Here is an 18,239-nt window from a genome sequence, read left to right as displayed (position 1 = left end):
TTTGTTATTTTAATTCTTAATAGGTGACTTGGTTGAATTAAAAAACCCAATTGAATCGTTTTTAAATCTGTTTTGTGGAATTTTTATGCTTGCTTCCGTCGCTTTGTAATGTTAAAAATAGGCTTCACTGAACACACACACAAGAAAACAAGATGCATATTATTCGTTTAATTACACTAAAACTTAACCTCTTACTGCTATGGTCAGTGAGCGGGGATTAGTGTGTTTGCATCGAGTTGAACACTAAAAACCCCGCAATTGCGGGGTTTTTTTTATCTCGCGGCTGGGATTAATTGAAATTTGGGTAACATAGGAATGAGGGGCAGTTATGCAAGAGCAAGATAAAGTATGGATTTTTGATACCACCTTACGTGATGGTGAGCAGGCACTTAAAGCAAGCCTTACTGAAGATGATAAAATTCAATTAGCGCATACAATTAGCCGCTTGAATGTGGATGTGATGGAAGTGGGTTTTCCGGTTTCGAGCCCTGCTGATTTTCGCTCGGTGCAACGTATTGCAACCGAGGTAAAAGGTCCGATTATTTGTGGTTTAGCACGCTCTGTTGCCAAAGACATTGAAGCCTGTGGCGAAGCACTTCGCACAGCTCAGCAAAGCCGTATTCATACTTTTATTGCTACAAGCCCTTTGCACCTTGAACATAAATTACGTATGAGCCTAGACGATGCAACGGCAATGGCTGTTAAATCAATTAAATTAGCACGTAACTATACTGATGATGTTGAATTTTCGTGTGAAGATGCCGGTCGTACCCCGCATTGGGATTTATGTAAAATTGTTGAGCAGGCAATTAACGCCGGAGCTTCAACTATTAACTTGCCAGATACCGTTGGTTTTGTAACGCCAGATGAGTACGCCGCAATGATCCGCCATTTAATGAATAACGTGCCAAATATTGATAAAGCGCGTTTAAGTGTGCATTGCCACAACGATTTAGGTTTAGCAGTAGCAAACTCGGTGGCTGCAGTGCAAGCCGGTGCACGCCAAATTGAGTGTACTATCAATGGTATTGGTGAGCGGGCTGGTAACTGCTCGCTTGAAGAAGTGGCGATGATCATGAAAATGCGCAAAGACCATTTAAAAGTATACACAGATATTAAAAGTGAAGAAATTTACCGCGCATCTCGCCAAGTGGCTAAAATTTGTAATATGCCAGTACAACCAAATAAAGCGATTGTTGGCGAAAACGCATTTGCGCATAGTTCTGGCATTCACCAAGACGGTGTATTAAAAGCGCAAAATACTTATGAGATTATGTCGCCAGAAAGCGTTGGTGTGCCAAGTAACCAATTAAATATGACTTCGCGTTCGGGTCGCCATGTTATTGAACATCGCTTAGAAGAGTTAGGCTATCAAAAATCTGATTACGATATGGATGGCTTATATAAAAGCTTTATTGAGTTGGCTGACCAAAAAGGCACAGTATACGATTACGACCTTGAGGCGATGATTTACTTTAATCAAATTAACGACAAAGACGAAAAATACCAATTAGAATTTGTTAACTCAGCTTCTAACTCACAATCGGTAGCAAGCTCTACGATTGGAATGCGAATTGATGGCGAAGCTAAACAAGAAGCCGCGACAGGTAATGGCCCAGTTGAAGCTTCGTTTGCAGCCATTGAGCGCTTAACCGGTATGAGCGTTGAAATGATTGAATATAACTTAGAAGCGACAGGTCAAGGTGCAAGCTCATTAGGCCAAGTAAATATTATAGCTAAATACGATGGCCGACCTTACCACGGTGCGGGCATTGCAGCGGATGTGGTTGAAGCGTCGGTACGCGCCATGATCCGTGTTTATAACTTAATTTATCGTGCACAAAAAGTGTCTGATTTAAAACAACAAAGGAAAGCAGGATGAGTAAAACAAACTACAGCGTTGCCGTATTAGCTGGCGACGGTATTGGTCCAGAAGTGATGGCAGCAGCAGAGCAAGTGCTTGATGCTGTAAGCAATAAGTTTGGTTTTACCCTGAACCGTCAGCATCATGCTATTGGTGGCGCAGCTATTGACGAATTTGGTGAAGCATTACCACCAAAAACGCTAAGCGCGTGTGAAAACGCCGATGCTATTTTATTTGGCTCAGTTGGTGGCCCTAAATGGGAAAACCTACCACCAAACGAGCAGCCTGAGCGCGCATCGTTATTGCCGCTTCGTAAGCACTTTGGTTTGTTTTGTAACCTGCGCCCTGCACAGTTATTACCTGCATTAAGTGCAGCGTCACCACTTCGCGCTGATATTAGCGAAAAAGGTTTTGATATTTTATGTGTGCGCGAGCTAACCGGCGGCATTTATTTTGGCGAAAAAGGCCGTAGCGGCGAAGGCGCTGAAGAAGCTGCTTTTGATACGCAAACATACTCGCGTAAAGAAATTGAACGTATTGCACGCTTTGCTTTTGAAGCTGCAAAATTACGTAGTAACCATGTTACCTCTGTTGATAAAGCAAACGTACTTGCATCAAGCGTATTATGGCGCGAAGTAGTCACCGAAGTAAGCAAAGACTACCCAGAAGTAAGCCTAGATTACATTTACGTAGATAACGCCGCTATGCAGTTAGTTAAACAGCCTAGCCAGTTTGACGTACTACTTTGCGATAACTTATTTGGCGATATTTTGTCAGATGAGTGCGCGATGATCACAGGCTCAATGGGCTTATTACCTTCGGCAAGCTTGAATCAATCGGGTTTTGGGTTGTACGAGCCAGCAGGCGGTTCAGCACCAGATATTGCAGGTAAAGGCGTTGCAAACCCAATAGCACAAATTTTAAGTGCCGCATTAATGTTACGTTACTCGCTAGGGCAAGACGAAGCTGCGCGCACCATTGAAAAAGCAGTAGCAGAAGCTGTAGAAGCAGGTGTAGGCACGCCAGATATATATCCAAATGCAGGTTACAGCACAAGCGATGTGGCAGCAGCCATCGTTTCACGCATTTAATAACATATTAAAGTTGCAGCACCGTTATGCTGCAACTCAAACAGATTAGGGAATTAGCAAGTGGCCCAAACGTTATACGACAAAATTTGGCAAGCACACACCGTTGCCAGCATAAATGAGCAAACCGACTTACTTTATATTGACCGCCATTTAGTGCATGAAGTTACTTCTCCGCAGGCTTTTGCAGGTCTACGTGAAAAAAACCGTACTGTACGTTGCCCAGAAAAAACCTTTGCAACGATGGATCATAACGTATCGACTAAGAGCCGATCACTTGATGCCGCAAGCGAAGTATCTAAAAACCAATTAATGGCGCTTGATAAAAACTGTAAAGAGTTTGGTATTGTACTTTACGATTTAAACTCAATTAACCAAGGCATTGTGCACGTAATGGGCCCAGAGCAAGGTATTACTTTGCCAGGCACAACCATTGTATGTGGCGATAGCCATACTTCTACGCATGGTGCGTTTGGCGCATTAGCGCATGGTATTGGTACGTCTGAGGTTGAGCACGTATTAGCAACGCAAACGCTACAGCAAAAAAAGGCGAAATCGTTAAAAATTCAAATAAACGGTGTATTGCGTCCAACAGTTACGGCTAAAGATTTAATTATGGCGGTAATTGGCAAGTTAGGTACTGCTGGTGGCACAGGCTATGTAGCAGAGTTTTGTGGTGCAGGCATTGAAGCGCTTTCAATGGAAGCCCGTATGACGCTATGTAATATGAGCATAGAAATGGGTGCAAAAGCGGGTTTAATTGCATCTGACCAAATTACTTATGATTATTTAAAAGGTCGTCCGTTTGCACCTAAAGGCGCAGATTTTGATGCAGCCGTTGAATATTGGGAAACCTTAAAAACAGACGAAGGCGCACACTTTGATTTAGTTGTTGAGCTAAATGCTGACGACATTCAACCACAAATTACCTGGGGCACAAGCCCAGAGCAAGTAATTGGTGTTGATGAGTGCATACCCGATCCAGATAAAGAGCCAGATTTAATTAAAGCCGATGCCATTCGCAGCGCACTTAAATACATGGGCTTAAAAGCGGGCGATAAATTATCAAGCGCAAAAGTAGACACGGTATTTATTGGCTCATGCACTAATAGCCGTATTGAAGATTTACGTGCTGCGGCAAAAATTGTTGAAGGCAAGCAAGTTGTAGCCGGCATAGAGGCGTTAATTGTACCGGGCTCTGGCTTAGTTAAAAAACAAGCTGAAGACGAAGGCTTAGCCGATATTTTTAAAGCCGCAGGTTTTGAATGGCGCGAACCAGGTTGTTCTATGTGTTTAGCGATGAACGATGACCGCCTAGAAGCAGGCAAGCGTTGTGCATCTACTTCTAATCGTAATTTTGAAGGTCGCCAAGGTCGTGGCGGGCGTACCCATTTAGTTAGTCCTGCAATGGCGGCAGCCGCTGCAATACATGGTCACTTTGTTGATATTAGAGGAGAAGCATAATGAGCGTATTTTTTAGTGGCTTAATGGCTCCACTTGATAAAAACAATGTAGATACTGACCAAATTATTCCTAAGCAGTTTTTAACATCAACTAGCCGCGAAGGTTTTGATGCTGCCTTGTTTTATGATTGGCGTTACCTAGATAACGGTGAGCCAAACCCTGACTTTATTTTAAATCGCCCATGCTACCAAGGCGCACAAATATTATTAACGCGCGACAACTTTGGTTGTGGCTCATCTCGCGAGCACGCGCCATGGGCACTTAAGCAATATGGTTTTGAAGTTATTTTAGCTGAAAGCTTTGCAGATATTTTCTTTAATAACTGTGGTAATAACCAAATGTTAGCCATTGCGTTACCTGCCGACACGCTTGAGCAATTGTTTGTACTTAGCGAGCAGCACGACGATATTAACATTGAAATCGACCTTGAAAATCAAACATTAACAAGCAGTAAGTTTGCACCAATTAGTTTTGATATTCGTAAAGACGTAAAAGAGCGCTTATTAAGTGGCCTTGATTTTATTGGTGTAACCGAAACACTAAACCCACAGATTGATGCGTTTGAAAAACAACTAGCAGCTGAGCGCCCTTGGCAGTAATTGTTTAATCTGTATAGTAAAATCACGTATTGAAAAGCACGGCAATTGCCGTGCTTTTTTGTGGGTAAATATTAGGTTCAGTACCTAAGGCTTAATGCCTAAAGTCAGCCATTAACGCAGGTATACCAGGTAACATGCCTACAATTGCCATTACAGTAGTAAGTAACACAAACATAATAAGTGGAATCACCCAGCGGCTCATTTTAGTTAACTCAGCGCTGCGCTCTTTACAGCCAATAAGCCCTAAGTTATCAAGTAACATAGTAAGCGACCAACCAAAAGCCGGGTTAACCAAGGTTGAGGCAAACACCACAATAGCGGCTGATTGCGTTGTTTTGCCTTCGCGCGTCATTTCCATGCCAGCTTCAAGTAGCGGAATAAACACACCTACAATAAGCGCTACACAAAGCACAGGTTGCCAAATGGCTAAATCCATAGGGTAACCCCATAAACCAGCAATAATACAAAATACGGCTGTTAAAATGGCGCCAGCCGGAATAGGGCGCTTAGCAATAGCGGCAGGTACAATGTAGGTTCCCCACGATGAGGTAAAGTTAGCACCACCGGCAAGTGAGCCAAATGTTTGTCTAACCGATGCGCTCAGCATGGTGTCGTCGATATTCATTTGTACTTTTTCAGTACGTTGCGGATAGCTTATTTTTTGAAATACTTGATGACCTAAAAAATCAGGTGACCACATAGCAACGGCGAGCACTGCAAATGGTAGTACAACCACAAAGCTTTCAAGTGTTGGCAGGCCAAGCATCCAACCCGTGTTTTCGCCCCACCAGTAAGCTGGGTTCATATTTGGTAAACCGGGAGCTGTATGAAACTCAAACGGTGCACCTAAAGCAAAGGCAACCACGCCACCAATAAGGCAGCTTAACGGCACAGCTAACCAGCGCTTTTTAAAGTGCTCTAATAGCGCATACAATAAAATGGTGGCTAAAATAACAATAAACGCAATATGCGCCATATCAATGGCCTCAGCCCAGGCAAACAGCTTTTTAACCTGCGAAATAGTACCAATAAAGCCTAAATAAATGAGTAGCCCGCCACATACACCTTTACTGGTTAGGCGCGCGAGCATACTTCCTCCTTTGGTTATGGCCAAAATAAAACCAAAGGCACCAATGAGTAAGCCAAACGCCATAGGGTGGCCGCCAGCTGCAACTACAATAGGAATTAACGGAATAAGCGGGCCGTGAGTACCAGCCAAGTTGGCTGTTGGTAAAATAAAGCCTGAGAATAAGATGATAAAAATAGAAACAATGAGTAATTCGTAGCGCACATTTTCTAAAACAAAGGCATCGCTTAAACCAAGAGGCGCTGCAAATGTTGCTGCAATAGCCCCCACCATAACGACTTTACCAATAGTGCCCGCCATTGCAGGAATGGTGTCTTCAAATTCAAATCGGTAATCTCTAAACGGTAAATTAGGACGCCAGCGTTTAGGCTGCATAATCTGTAATTCATGTTCGAGATACTCGTCGCGAGTATTAAACTCTGAACTCGGTTTGTGAAGCTGCTCGTAGCTTTGAGCATTCTTGTGCGTGTTTGATGGTGCATCACCGGGTGGTGTAGTTTGCATGCGTTCTCCTGCAACATTGTTGCTTAATCAAATAAATACGGCTTTTGTTAAAGCAAATGAATATTGAACATGCAGGGTAGATCAGCTTTTAGGGTGCTATGTATAGGCAAAAGGTCGTGCATGGTTGTTTTTAATACAGTTAATAAAAAAACAGCTTTACACTAAAAGTTATGAAATTACAGAAGGTGATTAAAAGTTGTTACAAATCATAATCTTGAGTGTGTTATTAAGGAGGCGGAGCACTATTTACTTAATAGTATAGTGTTAACGGCAGGTTATTATCCTTTAGTCTTAGTGGCTGTGAAAGCCGTTTTATTTCAAGCTATTTGCTTGCAGGAGCCGTTAATATTGTTTTATTTGTGGTGGAATAATACTTCTGTTACTTTCTGATTGTTAATTACAATAAAGAATAGACATGCAACTCAACTCCCCTAAATCAATTGGCATTTTACTTGGTACGCTTTACGGCATATTTATGCGGCTGTTTATAGAGCTACTTGATACTTACAATTTAAGTAGCCTAGTCTCTATATCATTTATGTTTTTAGTGCCCGTTGCAATTGGTTATATTCGTGTTCACTTTGAATTTAAGAGCTCAAAAACATTAACTAAAAGGCAAATGGTCACGATTGCTTGGCAGCCTATTTTTGTTTTTTTATTTGTAAGTGTAATTACTTTACTTGAAGGCAGTATTTGTGTGGCTATGGCTTTGCCTGCTTTTATGTTTTTTGCCAGCATTGGTGGATTACTTGCGGGTTTTGTTAGAAAGCGTGAAATAAAAAAAGCGAATAGTTCTTTATTATCAATCGCGTTGTTACCTATATTGCTCTCACCTATTGAAGTTAATTTTTTAAAGTTATCAAAAACATACGAAGTAACAAATTCAATAACTATTAACGCGCCCATCAATGCTGTGTGGCAACAGTTAGCTAATGTGAGTGATATAAAACCACAGGAAGTGCCTTTTTCACTCACTCAATTAATTGGTGTACCAAAGCCATTAAAGGCAAGTATGAATGCAAGCGGTATAGGCGCTGTTCGCACAAGTACTTGGCAAAAAGGGGTTATATTTAAAGAAGTTATTACGGATTGGCAACCAAATAAACAGATGCTTTATAGATTTGACATAGACCCAGATGCTATTCCCGATGACGCACTCGATAAACACGTAAAACTTGGCGGTGAATACTTTTCTCCACTTTACGGTGGTTATCAGCTAAGTGAAGATAAAAGCGGCAATACAATTTTAACTTTAAAAACGACCGTGCAAGACAATACAAATTTTGGTATTTATTCACGAATATGGGGAGAGGTGATATTTCAAGATTTTCATCATTCACTTTTAACGTTGATGAAAAACAGAGCTGAAAAGTCACTTATCGCAGCTGTTTCTTATAATTAGCTTAAGCCATTGTGACTATTAAAAATATTACACACTAAAAGATAAAGCCTTTGCAATTGCAAAGGCTTTTGTTTTAACTGCTAACTTTTACCAAATCATTTCTACAAATTCAGGATGGTCGATATACGGGTTACGATTACCTTGAAATTCAAAGGCTGCTTGGTTACGGTCAAGTTCCATTTGGCTTACAGGATCGCTGTTATGCCAGTTAAGCAGCATGGCTACAACCCAGCTTTCAAACACTTGGTTGCTTGAACCATTAAGCACTACATTACTTGAGGTCGTTTTGGTTTGCCAAGTGCCTATTACATTTTCGTAGCGCGTTGCCATGTAAAAATAAGCGCGAGCAAAGTCACCTTTAAATTCGTCAATTGGCTCAAATACAGTACCTGAGTAATTTAATGAACTTGCGGCAGAACCTAATTTACTACCGTTGGTTGATGTAAATGAAGCGCTTGCTACTTCACCAAATGGGAAGTTACTACGTTTTGAGTTTACATAACCGTCGGTTGCGTAAATATGATGCACATCTGAGTTCATTGGCTCAATAGTGCCGCCAAACCAGCTTTTAGGAAATGAATGCTCACGGTTGTAACAGCCGCCTTCTCCACTATAGTTACCACATTGGTCACTTACCGCAGTATAATTGTAGCTATCTGAGCCGTTTGGTTTTTCGCTATACATATCTAAAATGCTGTTATCGTTTTCAAAGTATTTATCACGTGCAGATGAGTCGTAAAAATTCCAAATAGCTGAGTAACCCTGTGCATTATGATCTTTAATAATATTATAAAGCTCAGTTTTTAGTGCATAACCTGATAACCCTTGAGCAGTAACATAGTAGCCAGTGGGTGTTGGGTTGGTCCCGCCGCCATCACCAGAGCCACTACCTAAAGTAAATGCCGTGCTGTCTGTATTATTAAAACTTGCACCGCTAGCAAGTGTGGTAGAGCCTTGCTTAAGCGCATAGTTGCCATTACCTGTTGAACAACACATGCCATCGCCGTAGCTGTCGCTAATAACAAGTGTGTAAGTATCATCAGTTAGGCATATTTGCTCATCATACTGAGTGTTTGATGCGTAACCACTGCCGTTAGCAACAGCGCTACCTTGATTGTTATTAACGGCCCAGCTAGTTTCGCTACCGTAATTATCGGTGTTAAGCGTTAAGGTAAGGCTATTGTCGGTGCAACTTGTTGATGCGTTGCCATCAGCATTTGGTAAAAAGTTATCTACGTATACGGTTTCGCTGCCATCAAATCCACTTACATCGTAAAACCTAAGCCCAACACTAATTGTTTTATCACTGCTTGCTGTATAGCTATGGCTAATTGTTTGCCATTGGTTAGTTTGTGCTTGATTCGAATAGCCTTGATAGCCATCTACATATAAGCGCGCTTTAATTTTACCTTCGGTGTGGTAAACATCAGCCGAAAAGTTATAGGTTTTACCAGCTTCTACAGCAACCTGTTGTAGTAAATCAGTGTTACTTTGCGATCCTGTTGTTACATTGACAGCAGCAGAGCTACTACCGCTTTTAACTGTACTAGTTGAGCGCGTTAAGCTGATTCCGCTATCAATAGTGCTCCAAGAGCTAGGTGTATTACCTGACCATTGTTCAAATCCGCCATTAGCTACATTGGCCATTACAGGTAATGAGCCAAGTAACAAAGCGGTACTAAGTAGATTATTTTTATATTTCCCGTGTAACATAGTTGTTCCTATTTTTATTTTGAATGAAGAATATACCCTACATTAGTTGGGTTACAAAATTGTTAATTTAAAGTGCAGTAAAAAGCAATAATAAGTCTTTAATCTGTTTTTGAAGGTATTTTTATAAATTAATAACTAAATGGAATATCAAAGCAGATTCTATTCTTTTTTTATCTATGCTGAGCCCGTTATGCTACTAACTTAGAAAACCTCAACAGATACGCTCTGGATGAGGTAAAACTCATTTTTAACAATACACAAAGTGTGTTGTGTTTAATTTTCAGGGTTATGGGGAATCGATTCATGTTGTTAGGTCAACTAAATGCTGCGGCAAGCCCGCTATCGCAAGATCAAGTACAAAAGCTGCAAGGTTTAGTGGCTGAACTTAATCCAATTCAACAAGCATGGGTGAGTGGTTACTTAGCTGCAAATGCTAATTCGGCTGCGTTAGGTGCTCCTACGGCAGGCGTACCAGCTGCGGGTGATGCAGCAGCGCTAACTATTTTATATGGTTCGCAAACAGGTAACGCAAAAGGTGTAGCTACCAAAATGAAAGAGCAGGCTGAGTCGCGAGGCTTAGCAGTTAAGCTTGTTAGCATGTCAGATTACAAACCAACAGCCCTGAAAAAAGAAAAGTTTTTAACTATCGTTGTATCTACTTACGGCGAAGGTGAGCCACCAGAAGACGCAGAAACACTCCACGAATTTTTAGCCACTAAAAAAGCGCCAAAACTAGACGATGTAAAAATAGCGGTTATTGGCTTAGGTGATTCTAGCTATGAGTTTTTCTGCCAGACAGCAAAAGATTTTGAAGAGCGTTTAAATAAACTCGGTGCACAAACTATCTATCAACGTGCTGATTTAGATGTAGATTACGAAGATGAAGCTGCTACGTGGATCGCCGGTGCAGTTGATGCATTTGAACCTGATTTAAAAGCGCAGCAAGAAGCCGCTGGTGGTCAAGTTGTATCAATGCCATTTGGCGCTCCAACCGCTGCAGCAAGCCAATATACAAAACAAAATCCATTTGAAGCAGAGCTATTAACTGTTCAAAAAATTACCGGTCGCGACTCGACTAAAGATGTACGCCACGTTGAAATTTCGCTTGAAGGTTCTGACATTACTTACACGCCAGGTGATTCATTAGGTGTATACTTTTTAAATGACGATGTATTAGTTGATGAAGTACTTACACTTACTCAAATAGATGCAACAAGTATTGTAAAAGTAGGTGATGAAGAGCTAAGCGTACGTGATGCACTTATTGAAAAGCTAGAGCTGACTCAGTCGTACCCAGGTTTTGTAGAAAAATACGCAACAGCAACAGGTACGCCTGAATTATTAAAGCTTGTAGAAGATAAAGCGGCAATGCGTGCGTATATTGAACCTCGCCAAATATTTGATGTGATTCGCCAAAACCCAGCAAAAATTGATGCGCAAACATTAGTAGATTGCCTACGTAAACTACAAGCTCGTTTGTACTCAATTGCATCTAGCCAAGCTGAGGTTGAAGACGAAGTACATTTAACACTAGGTCTAGTGCAGTTTGATGCATTTGATAGCGAGCATTTAGGTGGTTGTACTGGTTACTTAACTCGTCGTGCAGAAGAAGGTTGTAAAGTTAAAGTATTTAGCGAACACAACGACAATTTCCGCCTTCCAACTAACGATGATACACCTGTTATTATGGTTGGTCCTGGTACGGGTATTGCGCCGTTCCGTGCATTTTTACAAGAGCGTGATTCACGTGAAGCACAAGGCAAAAACTGGTTGTTCTTTGGTAACCCACATTTCACTCAAGACTTTTTATACCAAGTAGAAATACAGGGTTATTTAAAATCGGGTTTACTTAACAAAGTAGATGTTGCATTTAGCCGTGACCAAGCAGAAAAAGTATACGTACAAGACAAATTACGCAGTAACAGTAAAGACGTGTTTGAATGGTTAGAAGCCGGCGCTCACTTTTATATTTGTGGCGATGCAAATCGCATGGCAAAAGATGTACACAACGCCTTGGTTGATATAGTTAAAGAAAATACAGGCAAGAGTAACGAAGACGCAGAGCAGTACTTAAAAGATTTACGTAGCGCAAACCGCTATCAGAAAGACGTGTACTAACCGCGCCTCCTATTTTATTTAGTATCTAATTATCGTAATTGTAACAAATTTAGGATTTAAAATGAGCGAACAAGATAAAAATGTAAAACTTTCTGATAACGAGCGCTTAAAAGGTGAAAGTAACTTTTTGCGCGGCACTATAGCTCAAGGGTTAAAAGATGAAATCACAGGTGGTTTTACCGCAGATAACTTTCAGCTAATTCGTTTTCATGGCATGTACCAGCAAGATGATCGTGATATACGTGGTGAGCGCGCTAAGCAAAAGTTAGAGCCGCTACATAATGTAATGTTACGTGCACGTATGCCTGGCGGTATTATTAAGCCAGAGCAGTGGTTAGCAATTGATAAGTTTGCTGATGAAAAAACAAGCTACGGCAGCATTCGTTTAACTACGCGTCAAACGTTTCAGTTTCATGGTGTATTAAAGCCGAATATTAAAGGCATGCACCAAATGCTTAACAGCGTAGGTATAGACTCTATTGCAACTGCGGGCGATGTTAACCGTAACGTGCTTTGTACAACCAACCCCGTTGAATCTGAACTGCATTTAGAGGCTTATCAATGGGCTGCGAAAATTTCTGAACATTTATTACCAAAAACCAAAGCATACGCTGAAATTTGGTTAGATGGCGAAAAAGCAGAAACCACAGAAGAGCCAATTTTAGGATCTAACTACTTACCGCGTAAGTTTAAAACAACGGTAACCATTCCGCCTAATAACGAAGTTGATGTTCACGCTAACGATTTAAACTTTGTGGCAATTGCTGATAATGGCAAGCTTGTTGGTTTTAACGTATTAGTGGGTGGCGGCCTTGCCATGACGCACGGCGATACAGCAACTTACCCGCGTAAAGCTGACGAATTTGGTTTTATACCTCTTGAGCATACATTGAGTGTTGCTGAACATGTTTTATCAGTTCAACGTGATTGGGGTAATCGCGAAAATCGTAAAAATGCAAAAACAAAGTACACACTAGATCGTGTTGGTACAGATACATTTAAAGCTGAAGTTGAAAAACGTATTGGTGTTAAGTTTGAACCGATTAGACCTTATAAGTTCACCCACCGAGGCGATCGCATCGGTTGGGTTGATGGTATTGATGGAAAGAGTCATTTAACGCTCTTCATCCAAAATGGTCGTATTTTGGATTACCCAGACAAGCCACTAAAAACAGGTTGTCGTAAAATTGCAGAAATTCACCAAGGTGACATGCGTATGACGGCAAACCAAAACTTAATTATTGCTGGCGTACCTGCAGATCAAAAAGCCGTGATTGAAGAAATTGCACGTAGCCATGGCCTAATTGATGACAAAGATTCGCAGCAGCGTAAAAATTCTATGGCGTGTGTTTCACTGCCAACGTGCCCACTTGCAATGGCAGAAGCAGAGCGTTACTTACCAAGCCTAATAGAAAAAACTGAAGCACTGCTTGCTAAGCACGGTATACCCGATGACAGCATTATTATGCGCGTTGTAGGTTGCCCGAACGGTTGTGGCCGCGCAATGCTTGCAGAAGCTGGTTTAGTAGGTAAAGGCCCAGGTAAGTACAACGTTTACTTAGGTGGTAATGTAGAAGGCACACGTATTCCTAAATTGTACCTTGAGAACGTAGGCGAAGATATTTACCTAGAAGCATTCGATAAGCTAATTGGCCAATGGGCTAAAGAGCGTAACGACGGTGAGTGTTTTGGTGACTTTGTTATACGCAAAGGCATTGTTGCTGAAGTAAAAGTATCAGTAACCGACTTTTACGCATAATTTAATACCAGCGCTAAGCGCTGGTGAGGTTTGGAATTTACCATGAGTGAATTTAAAAACATTTTACAGTTAGATAAACAAAGCCAAACGGCTATGTTAGCTGATGCTAATGGTTTACTAGCGAGTATGAGCGCAGAACAGCGCGTTGCATGGGCGCTTGATAACTTGCCTAATACGGCATTTTTATCATCTAGCTTTGGTATTCAAGCAGCAGTGATGCTGCATTTAATGACCTCACAACGCCCAGATATTCCTGTTGTATTAACCGATACAGGTTATTTATTTCCTGAAACGTATCAGTTTATTGAGCAAATGAGTGAGCGTTTATCGCTTAACTTAAAGGTGTATAGAGCGCCGCTTAGCCCTGCATGGCAAGAAGCCAAATTTGGTAAGCTATGGGAGCAAGGCGAAGATGGCATTAAGCAATACAATCAGCTTAATAAGGTAGAGCCGATGACCCGCGCGCTAAAAGAGATTGAAGCCGGTACGTGGTTTAGTGGCCTGCGCCGCGATCAATCATCTACACGTGCTGATAAACAGTTTGTAGAAATAAGCCGTGGTACCGTAAAAGTGTACCCGATTATTGAATGGTCTAACCGCGATGTGTATCAATACCTGACTAAGCACGATTTACCTTACCACCCATTATGGGAGCAAGGTTATGTGTCGATGGGTGACGTACATACAACACGTAAGTTAGAACCAGGAATGACAGAGGAAGAAACTCGCTTTTTTGGTTTAAACCGAGAATGTGGACTGCACATGGATGGTGACGGTATTTAACGTCACTACGGTGTAGTTAAATCGCAAATAAAAACGCAGCTTCGGCTGCGTTTTTATTTTCTTTTATTAGGGTACAAAAAATTGCCTAATTAAGTATTTTTTATTAGACTCAAAGCATTAAAGGATTAATTAAAGCAGGAACGCTATGAAATACTTTACCTACTTAGCTATATCAATCATGGCTATTGCAGTCATCTCTTTGTTTTATTTAAAAAAGCCCGATGGTCAAACATGGCTTTCTGCATCATCAATTAGCAGTGAATCTCAGCAAATTAAAGAAAAAATGGTCGCGCTATCTAGCAATACTTTGGACCAAGCAGTGTTGGGCGTTAAGCAAGCTGGCGATAAAATTGCGAGCAGTATTTCTGATGAACCAATTGCTGCAAATGCTACCTCAAGTGGTAAAATTTTTAAGTGGCAAGACGAAACAGGCCAATGGCACTTTTCTGATACACCTAACCCACATGCAAAAAGTATTGAAGTAAAACTCGATCCTAAAGATATTACTGTTATTGCTGCAGAAGACACGTCTATTTTAAATACCTCTTCAACTCCAAACACAACGTCGGCTGCACCAGAGGGGATCAGTATTTTGAACCCAGATTCGGTTAAAAAGCTATTTAATGACGCCGAAAACGTAAAAGACAAACTAGAAAAACGTAATAAAGAAATTAATAATTTAAGTGCACTTTAATTATTTAGAGTGAGTGCTTTTATGGTTTTTTAAATAACGTTTTTCGGCTTCCATCAATAATACTGTTAAATATATTTTAGTGGGAAGCGACAGCAGCACGCCTACAGCAATGCATGCCGCCGCTATAGTTATTCCTTTAATACCATGCTCGACGGTAAAGTAGTTCGACACAATTAACGTATGGCCAGTCACGATAAGGTACAACCCAAGCACTATTGATGTTTTAAGCAGCCTAATTATCATTATTTGCGACATCGTCACCTCAGTAGGCACGCTTTAAATGCTTAGCATTGATTTAAGACAACAAACAGCAAATATAAAAAAGCCCAGCTTATTACTAAACTGGGCTTTTAAATGTATTAACTACTGTCTTTGTTAGTCGAGCATGTTACGCAGTACATATTGTAAAATGCCGCCGTGTTTATAGTAATCCCACTCTTTAGGGGTATCAATACGTACGTCTGCACTCAAGGTTACTTTTTTACCTTCGGCATTTGTGGCAATAACGGTGACTTCATCGGTTTTATCGTACAGGCCATCAATATCAAATTGTTCTTGCCCTGTTAACCCGTGTGACTCGTAGCTTTCACCTTCTTTAAATTGCAGAGGTAATACACCCATACCAATTAAGTTAGAGCGATGAATACGTTCGTAGCTTTGTGCTACAACTGCTTTAACGCCTAATAAAAGTGAGCCTTTAGCAGCCCAGTCACGAGATGAACCCGTGCCATATTCTTTGCCCGCTAAAATAATGAGTGGAGTATTATTTTTTTGATACTCCATTGCTGCATCATAAATGCTCTCTAGCGTATCGCCAGGCTGAGTACGTGTTACTCCGCCTTCAGTACCAGGAGCTAGTAAGTTTTTAAGACGCACATTAGCGAACGTTCCACGCATCATTACTTCGTGATTACCACGGCGTGAGCCGTACGAGTTAAATTGCGCTTTATCTACACCTTTCTCTTGCAAGTATAAACCTGCTGGCGCTTCTGCTTTAATAGCACCCGCTGGAGAAATATGGTCAGTGGTTACAGAATCCCCAAGTTTAGCTAAACAACGTGCACCTTCGATAGAAGGAATTCCCGGTGGTTCTACTTTCATACCATCAAAAAAGGGTGCTTTTTTAATGTAGGTAGATGCATCATCCCAATCGTAAAGTTTGCCATCCGGTATTTTAATTTGCTGCCAACGGCTATCGCCTTCGTAAACGTTAGCGTAGCTTTTTTCAAACATTTCTTTAGTTACGGTTTCTTTAACTAAGTCACTTACTTCTTTAACGCTTGGCCAAATGTTTTTAAGGTAAATATCGTTACCGTTAGCATCTTGAGCAAGGGGTTCGTTGTATACGTCAATATCGGTTCTACCTGCAATGGCATAAGCTACAACAAGCGGAGGAGAGGCTAAAAAGTTCATTTTAACATCTTGGTGAATACGCCCTTCAAAGTTACGGTTACCCGATAAAATAGAGCTCACTACTAATTTATGTTTTTGAATCGCGTCTGATATTTCAGTTGCAAGTGGCCCTGAGTTACCAATACACGTAGTACAGCCGTAGCCAACTAAGTTAAAGCCTAGGCTTTCTAGGTCATCCATCAGGCCAGCTTTTTCTAGGTAGTCGGTAACTACTTTTGAGCCTGGAGCAAGTGATGTTTTAACCCAAGGTTTTACATTAATGCCTAACTGTTTTGCTTTTTTAGCAACCAAACCAGCAGCTAAAATAACACTTGGATTAGAGGTGTTGGTACAGCTGGTAATCGCGGCAATAACACAAGCGCCATCGTTTAGCTCAAACTCTTGGCCTTTAAATTTAACCTTAGCGGCACCCATAAACTGCGCTTCGTTAACTGGTTCGTCTGGATTTGTTGCTGGGCCTTCACTTTCAATACGAGCTTGTTCTTCATCGCTTTTATCGCGACGAGCCATACGCTCATCCTGAAAGCCTTTTAAATGATCGCCAATAACTTTGCCAGCTTCGTTTAGGGCAATTCTATCTTGTGGACGTTTAGGGCCTGCAAGGCTCGGTACAACATCATCTAATTTAAGTTCAAGTGTATCGGTGTAGTTGGCTTCGTCGCCATCGTTACGCCATAAGCCTTGATGCTTAGCGTAATCTTCAATTACTTTTAAGTGTTTTTCGTCGCGGTTTGTTAAGCGAAGGTAGTTAATGGTCTCATCATCAATTGGGAAAATACCACACGTAGCACCGTATTCTGGTGCCATATTGGCTATGGTTGCTCTGTCGGCAAGTGGTAGGTCGGCAAGGCCGTCACCATAAAATTCTACAAATTTACCCACTACGCCATGATTACGCAGTATTTCGGTTACTGTTAACACTAAATCGGTTGCGGTAGTACCTTCAGGTAAACGTCCGCTTAGCTTCATACCTACTACTTGTGGAATGAGTAAGCTAATTGGCTGACCAAGCATGGCTGCTTCAGCTTCAATGCCGCCTACACCCCAACCAAGCACACCTAAGCCATTAATCATGGTGGTGTGAGAGTCAGTCCCTACAAGCGTATCTGGGTAAGCGAATTTTTTGCCGTCGCGCTCTTCATTAAAAACAACGCGCGCTAAGTATTCTAGGTTTACTTGGTGAACAATACCGGTTGCTGGTGGCACTACTTTTAAATTATCAAAAGCGGTTTGTCCCCAACGTAAAAATTCATAACGTTCTTTATTTCGGTCGTACTCAAGTTTTGCATTTAAATCAAATGCACCATCATTTCCGTAGCCATCTACTTGTACCGAATGGTCAATCACAAGTTCAGCAGGCGATAACGGGTTTATTTTTGCAGGATCTCCACCTAGCTTTTCCATTGCGTCACGCATCGCGGCTAAATCTACAATAGCGGGTACGCCGGTAAAATCTTGCATAACAACACGGGCGGGAGTAAAGGCAACTTCAGATGCAGGCTTTGCTTGAGGATCCCAATTAAGAAGGGCTTGAATGTCTTGTTCTTTTATATTTACGCCATCTTCGTTACGAAGAAGGTTTTCAAGTAGTACTTTTAAGGAAAAGGGCAATCGTTTCGCTTTGTCGCCAAGTCCTTTTAGAGAATGAATATGATATTGCTCACCATTTATTGTGAGCTGATGTTGGGTATCGAAACTATTATTCATTATTTGCCCCTTTATGAATTATAAAAATATTTTGAAGAGTGACC

The 18,239-nt window shown here is 41.2% G+C and carries 13 protein-coding genes; 9 read left to right on the top strand and 4 right to left on the bottom strand.

The window, feature by feature from the left end; genetic code table 11:
* Positions 1-328: 328 nt before the first annotated feature.
* From leuA to leuD, 4 genes are read left to right on the top strand one after another with little or no spacing between them, the layout of a single operon-like run.
* The gene (gene leuA / locus ABX891_RS00795) at positions 329-1,882 is read left to right on the top strand and encodes a 2-isopropylmalate synthase (protein WP_002961090.1); all 1,554 of its coding nucleotides are present in this window, start codon (positions 329-331) and stop codon (positions 1,880-1,882) included.
* On the top strand, positions 1,879-2,955 hold the full coding sequence (leuB, locus tag ABX891_RS00790; RefSeq protein WP_149594425.1) for a 3-isopropylmalate dehydrogenase: 1,077 nt from the start codon (positions 1,879-1,881) through the stop codon (positions 2,953-2,955). The genes leuA and leuB overlap by 4 nt, the downstream gene beginning before the upstream one ends.
* Positions 2,956-3,015: 60 nt before the next feature.
* Positions 3,016-4,416: a 3-isopropylmalate dehydratase large subunit gene (leuC, locus tag ABX891_RS00785; RefSeq protein WP_182682468.1), complete on the top strand. Its 1,401-nt coding sequence runs from the start codon at positions 3,016-3,018 to the stop codon at positions 4,414-4,416.
* The gene (gene leuD, locus ABX891_RS00780) at positions 4,416-5,015 is read left to right on the top strand and encodes a 3-isopropylmalate dehydratase small subunit (RefSeq protein ID WP_002961095.1); all 600 of its coding nucleotides are present in this window, start codon (positions 4,416-4,418) and stop codon (positions 5,013-5,015) included. Before leuC ends, leuD begins: the two co-directional genes overlap by 1 nt.
* A 91-nt stretch (positions 5,016-5,106) precedes the next feature.
* Here leuD and ABX891_RS00775 read toward each other — a convergent pair whose 3' ends face one another.
* A complete protein-coding gene (locus ABX891_RS00775) occupies positions 5,107-6,606 on the bottom strand; it encodes a DUF3360 family protein (RefSeq protein ID WP_039488646.1) in 1,500 nt (499 codons plus the stop codon).
* Between the two features lie 415 nt (positions 6,607-7,021).
* Here ABX891_RS00775 and ABX891_RS00770 point away from each other — a divergent pair, with 415 nt between their 5' ends.
* Positions 7,022-8,008: an SRPBCC family protein gene (locus ABX891_RS00770; protein WP_354628736.1), complete on the top strand. Its 987-nt coding sequence runs from the start codon at positions 7,022-7,024 to the stop codon at positions 8,006-8,008.
* Between the two features lie 87 nt (positions 8,009-8,095).
* Here the strand turns inward: ABX891_RS00770 and ABX891_RS00765 are convergent, their stop codons facing one another.
* On the bottom strand, positions 8,096-9,721 hold the full coding sequence (locus tag ABX891_RS00765; protein ID WP_354628735.1) for an endonuclease: 1,626 nt from the start codon (positions 9,719-9,721) through the stop codon (positions 8,096-8,098).
* 303 nt (positions 9,722-10,024) lie between these two features.
* On the opposite strand from ABX891_RS00765, the gene ABX891_RS00760 reads away from it, so the two are divergent.
* The 4 genes from ABX891_RS00760 to ABX891_RS00745 all read left to right on the top strand — a co-directional run bounded on the left by ABX891_RS00760 (position 10,025) and on the right by ABX891_RS00745 (position 15,075).
* Positions 10,025-11,839 (top strand): assimilatory sulfite reductase (NADPH) flavoprotein subunit, encoded by a 1,815-nt coding sequence (locus ABX891_RS00760; RefSeq protein ID WP_197098785.1) that lies wholly within the window; start codon positions 10,025-10,027, stop codon positions 11,837-11,839.
* A gap of 61 nt (positions 11,840-11,900) precedes the next feature.
* On the top strand, positions 11,901-13,598 hold the full coding sequence (gene cysI, locus ABX891_RS00755; RefSeq protein WP_354628734.1) for an assimilatory sulfite reductase (NADPH) hemoprotein subunit: 1,698 nt from the start codon (positions 11,901-11,903) through the stop codon (positions 13,596-13,598).
* A gap of 42 nt (positions 13,599-13,640) precedes the next feature.
* On the top strand, positions 13,641-14,381 hold the full coding sequence (locus tag ABX891_RS00750; RefSeq protein ID WP_354628733.1) for a phosphoadenylyl-sulfate reductase: 741 nt from the start codon (positions 13,641-13,643) through the stop codon (positions 14,379-14,381).
* A 145-nt stretch (positions 14,382-14,526) separates the two neighbouring features.
* Positions 14,527-15,075 carry a DUF4124 domain-containing protein gene (locus tag ABX891_RS00745; protein WP_182674039.1) on the top strand — a complete coding sequence of 183 codons (549 nt, stop codon included), beginning with the start codon at positions 14,527-14,529 and terminating at the stop codon, positions 15,073-15,075.
* On the opposite strand, the gene ABX891_RS00740 is transcribed toward ABX891_RS00745, so the two are convergent.
* Together ABX891_RS00740 and acnA are read right to left on the bottom strand one after the other, a co-directional pair.
* Entirely contained in the window at positions 15,076-15,330 is a 255-nt protein-coding gene (locus ABX891_RS00740; RefSeq protein WP_354628732.1) for a hypothetical protein, read from the bottom strand.
* A 120-nt stretch (positions 15,331-15,450) separates the two neighbouring features.
* On the bottom strand, positions 15,451-18,195 hold the full coding sequence (acnA, locus tag ABX891_RS00735; protein WP_354628731.1) for an aconitate hydratase AcnA: 2,745 nt from the start codon (positions 18,193-18,195) through the stop codon (positions 15,451-15,453).
* Between the last annotated feature and the right edge of the window lie 44 nt (positions 18,196-18,239).

The organism is Pseudoalteromonas sp. NCIMB 1079, from assembly GCF_040567695.1.
GTDB classification, from domain to species: domain Bacteria; phylum Pseudomonadota; class Gammaproteobacteria; order Enterobacterales; family Alteromonadaceae; genus Pseudoalteromonas; species Pseudoalteromonas distincta.
This window is presented reverse-complemented; position numbering and strand designations above follow the sequence as displayed.

Coding starts and splice junctions, on each gene's coding strand:
- leuA (WP_002961090.1), top strand. CDS start 329: ATGCAAGAGCAAGATAAAGTATGGATTTTTGATACCACCTTACGTGAT.
- leuB (WP_149594425.1), top strand. CDS start 1,879: ATGAGTAAAACAAACTACAGCGTTGCCGTATTAGCTGGCGACGGTATT.
- leuD (WP_002961095.1), top strand. CDS start 4,416: ATGAGCGTATTTTTTAGTGGCTTAATGGCTCCACTTGATAAAAACAAT.
- ABX891_RS00775 (WP_039488646.1), bottom strand. CDS start 6,606: ATGCAAACTACACCACCCGGTGATGCACCATCAAACACGCACAAGAAT.
- ABX891_RS00770 (WP_354628736.1), top strand. CDS start 7,022: ATGCAACTCAACTCCCCTAAATCAATTGGCATTTTACTTGGTACGCTT.
- ABX891_RS00765 (WP_354628735.1), bottom strand. CDS start 9,721: ATGTTACACGGGAAATATAAAAATAATCTACTTAGTACCGCTTTGTTA.
- ABX891_RS00760 (WP_197098785.1), top strand. CDS start 10,025: ATGTTGTTAGGTCAACTAAATGCTGCGGCAAGCCCGCTATCGCAAGAT.
- cysI (WP_354628734.1), top strand. CDS start 11,901: ATGAGCGAACAAGATAAAAATGTAAAACTTTCTGATAACGAGCGCTTA.
- ABX891_RS00750 (WP_354628733.1), top strand. CDS start 13,641: ATGAGTGAATTTAAAAACATTTTACAGTTAGATAAACAAAGCCAAACG.
- ABX891_RS00745 (WP_182674039.1), top strand. CDS start 14,527: ATGAAATACTTTACCTACTTAGCTATATCAATCATGGCTATTGCAGTC.
- ABX891_RS00740 (WP_354628732.1), bottom strand. CDS start 15,330: ATGTCGCAAATAATGATAATTAGGCTGCTTAAAACATCAATAGTGCTT.
- acnA (WP_354628731.1), bottom strand. CDS start 18,195: ATGAATAATAGTTTCGATACCCAACATCAGCTCACAATAAATGGTGAG.